We start from the raw sequence: 4,091 nt of genomic DNA, 5'->3' as shown, positions 1-4,091 counted from the left end.
GGCCAGCCCGGTGGCCGCCCCTTCGCCGCCGAAACCGTCGGCCAGGGCCTCCCGCGCGCGCGGCGCGCGGCCGTCGGCCCGGGCGGCGGCCGCGCGGCCCGCCGGGTCCCGCTCGACGCCGCCCAACTCGTCCGGGTCCGTCAGCAGCCTGCGGTACAGGGCGCACCGCCGGCTCAGTTCGTCGTGCGTGCCGACGTCCACCAGCCGTCCGCCGTCGAGCACGGCGACGCGGTCGGCGAGGGCGAGGGTGGACAGGCGGTGGGCGATCAGCAGGGTCGTACGCCCCTCCATGATCCCGCGCAGCGCCTCGTGGATCTCGTGCTCCACGCGCGCGTCCACCGCCGAAGTGGCGTCGTCCAGGACGAGCAGGCGCGGGTCGGCCAGGATCGCGCGCGCGAGGGCGACCCGCTGGCGCTGGCCTCCGGAGAGGGTCATGCCCCGCTCGCCGACCACCGTGTCGTAGCCGCTGGGGAGCGCGCGGATGAAGTCGTCGGCGCGCGCGGCGCGCGCGGCGGCGCGCACCTGCTCCTCGGACGCGTCGGGACGCCCGTACGCGATGTTTGCGCGGACGGTGTCGGAGAAGAGGAAGCTGTCCTCGGGCACGAGTCCGATGGCGGCCCGCAGCGAGTCGAAAGTCAGGTCCCGCACATCGTGGCCGCCGATGCGCACCGCGCCTGCGGTCACGTCGTAGAAGCGGGGCAGCAGCAGCGAGAGCGTCGACTTGCCGCTGCCGGAGGCACCGACGACGGCGACCGTCTCGCCGGGTTCGACCCGCAGCGACACCCCGGCCAGGACCGGGCGGCCCGTGCCGTAGCCGAAGGTGACGCGGTCGAACTCGACCGTCGCGGGCGCGTCGTCCGGCAGGTCCCGCGCGTCCGGGCGCTCGGCGATGGTGGGCTCGGTGTCGATCAGCTCGAAGACGCGCTCCGCGCCCGCGCGCGCCTGCTGCCCGATCGTCAGCACCATGGTGAGCATGCGGACCGGTCCGACCAGCTGCGCGAGGTACGTCGAGAAGGCGACGAACGTGCCCAGGGTCACCTCGCCCCGGGTGGCCATCCAGCCGCCGAGCGCCAGCATGGCGACCTGCCCGAGGGCGGGCACGGCCTGGAGGGCGGGGGTGTAGCGGGCGTTCATCCGGACCGTGCGCAGCCGCGCGGCGAACAGGCGGCGGCCGGCCTCGCGGAGCTTGGCGGTCTCCTGCTCCTCCTGTCCGAAGCCCTTGACGACGCGCACGCCGGTCACGGCGCCGTCGACCACGCCGGCCACCGCCGCCGCCTGGCTCTGCGCGTACCAGGTGGCGGGAAACAGGCGGGTGCGGCTGCGGGACGCCAGGATCCACACCGCGGGCGCGACGGCCAGGGCGATGACCGTCAGCAGCGGCGAGAGCACCGCCATCACGGCCAGTGAGATGACGAACAGCAGGACGTTGCCGATCATCATCGGCAGCATGAACAGCAGGCTCTGTATGAGCTGGAGGTCGCTGGTCGCCCGGCCCACCACCTGGCCGGTGCTCAGCTCGTCCTGCCGTCTGCCGTCCAGCCGGGTGATCGCCCGGTACATCTCGGTGCGCAGGTCGTGCTGGACGTCCAGCGCGAGCCGCCCGCCGTAGAAGCGCCGCAGATAGGTGAACCCGTACACGACGAGGGCGGCGGCGACCAGCACGGTGGCCCAGGGTGCGAGGGACCGTTCGCGGGAGACGACCACACCGTCGATGATCAGCTTCGTGACGAGCGGGACGAGGGCGGTGACGGCCATGCCGGCGAGCGAGGCGCCGAGGGCGAGGAGCACGTCGCGGCGGTACCGCCAGCAGTAACCGGCCAGTCTGCGCGCCCAGCCTTGTCTCATCTCCGCCACCCGTTACCTCCCGGCCCGAGGCTCCGCTGAGCCTTCCGCCCGGCTGCAACGCGCTGGCGTGCGGTTTTCATCCTGCTGCAACAAACCTGGGTCCAAGGTCGCAGGCGGGTGGCGACCGCGGTCCTAGGCCGCGGCGCGGGGTGAACGCAAGGTTCCCCGGCCCGGGCGCGCCACGCGCGGCCGCCGGTGCCGCCCCGCGGGTCGCCATGCGCTGCACGCGCGGGCCGGCGCCCCGGCGAACCGCCGTCCGCGCGACGCCGCCGCGAAGGCCGCTCCGGGGGCTCGCCGTCGCGCGCGGCGCCCGTCAGCGCCCGGCCGAGTCCGCCGCCCGCGCGCCCGTCACGGTCAGCTCCGCGATGCCCGCGCGGGCTCGGTCGTCCGCCGAGCGGAGGGTGACGCGGACGTACCGGGCCAGGCCCGTGCCGCCGTCGCGCCAGTGCCTGCCGTCGGCCGAGATCCGCACCCGGTAGGAGCCCGGGCGGACAGCGGTCCACTCCGGGACGACCTTCGCCACCTGCCGCGGACGGCCGAGGTCGGCGGTCAGCGTGCCGCGGGCGCGGTCGGGGACCCACGCGGTGGCGGTGCTGCCGTCCAGCGCCGCGCCCGCGTACAGCCCGGCCTCCTCGGAGTCGGCGGTGGCCGTCCGGCAGCGGGCGAGGTTGCCGGTGGGTTCGAGGTCCGGGCGGCGGGTCTTGAGCACCGCGGGAGCACCCCGGCTGACGACCCGCGCGCCCTGCGGGGTGTCGACCGTGAAGGGCGCGCCCGAGGTGAGCCGCACGGTGGTCTCGTGGGGCCCGATGGCGACGTCGTACGCGCGGCCGTGCCAGCGCAGTCCCCGAACGGTGACGCCTCGGCCGAGCTGCGGCGGCAGCACCGGGTCGAGCCGCACCCGGTCCTCGCGCGCCCGCATTCCGGTCAGGCCGTGGGTGAACACCTGGAGGAAGCCGCCCTTGCCGGTGACGAAGTCCTGGGCCGGGGAGCCCGACAGCGGGTCGCCCGCCCCGGCCTTCGCGCCGCGCGCCTCGGAGAAGAGGGCGAAGGGACCGCGGACGAACGGCCTGACGGAGCGCATCAGGTAGGTGTACGCCGCGCAGCCGGGCTCGCCGAGGGCGGCGGCGTCGATGGCGTGCACCGAGTCGGTCATGGCGGGGCCGTCCGGGTCGGTCCGCGCGGCGTAGTGGTCCAGCGTGCGCGCGGCCGTCCGGCGGGCCATGGACCACTCCAGCGGGTAGAGCAGCAGGACGGCGTCGGCCTGCTTGATCTGCGAGCCCCGGTAGCCGTCGTACTGCCGGTAGACCTGGTGCTCGGCGTCGTAGGGGATGCGCAGCCGGCCGGCGATCCGGGTCCAGGAGGCGGGGGCGGTCTCGCCGAGGAGGCGGGCGGCGCGGGTGGCGGCGCGCAGGGCGGTGGCGGCGCTCGCGTTGGTGAACACGCCGTCGTCGACGCCGTTGCTGTACTCGTCGGGGCCGGCCACGTCGTTGACGGAGTAGCTGCCGTCGGCGTTGCGGGTGACGCGGCCGGCCCAGAACTCGGCGATGCCCTTCAGCACCGGCCACCCGCGCGTGCGCAGCCATCCGGTGTCGCCGGTGGCGAGGTAGTACTGCCAGACGGCGAGGGCGATGTCGGACTGGAGGTGGTTCTGGGTGCGGCAGTGCGGCGGGTCCCAGCTGTGGCATTCGGTCCGCAGGTCGCCGCGGCTGCCGCTGGTCCAGGGGTAGAACAGGCCGGGGTAGCCGAGCGAGCGAGCGTTCGCCCGCGCGCCCGCGCGGGTGCGGTACCGGTATTCGACGACGGACCGGGCCAGGCCGGGGTGGCCGGCCAGCAGGCCGGGGTACACCCAGGCGTCGGCGTCCCAGAAGACGAGCCCGCCGTAGTCGTCGCTTGTCAGGCCGGTGGGCGGAACGCTGTCCCGCGCGCCGTCCCGGGTGGCCGACAGCAGCCCGTACTCGGCGGAGCGCACCCACGCCTGGAGGTCGGCCCGCCCGGGGACCTCCACGTCCGCGCGCCACAGCCGCGCCCAGGCGGCGGTGTGCGCGGCGAACAGCGCGGGCCAGCCGCGGGCGGCGGCGCGCCGGGAGGCGGCCTCGGCGGCGGCGCCGGGCGCGCGGGAGGTGAGCGCGGTGTCGACGCCCACGTACTTGGCGGTCTCGTACGTGCGGCCGCGCGCGACCGGGAAGGAGACGGACTGCCGGGCGGTGAGGCCCGCGGGCCCGTCGGCCCGCGCGGGGCCGTCGCCG

2 protein-coding genes are annotated in these 4,091 nt (G+C 75.9%); both read right to left on the bottom strand.

Translation table 11 applies throughout. From position 1 onward, the window contains the following. Positions 1–1,845 (bottom strand): ABC transporter ATP-binding protein (locus RKE29_RS28400; protein WP_312008561.1); only part of this gene is annotated, 1,845 nt, incomplete at its 3' end. A 313-nt stretch (positions 1,846–2,158) separates the two neighbouring features. Continuing rightward, a partial coding sequence (locus tag RKE29_RS28395) for a glycosyl hydrolase family 65 protein (protein WP_312008559.1) occupies positions 2,159–4,091 on the bottom strand: 1,933 nt, incomplete at its 5' end.

Source organism: Streptomyces sp. B1866 (assembly GCF_031932565.1).
Classification (GTDB): domain Bacteria; phylum Actinomycetota; class Actinomycetes; order Streptomycetales; family Streptomycetaceae; genus Streptomyces.
The sequence above is the reverse complement of the archived record's forward strand: the minus strand, read 5'-3'. Positions and strand labels throughout refer to the sequence as shown.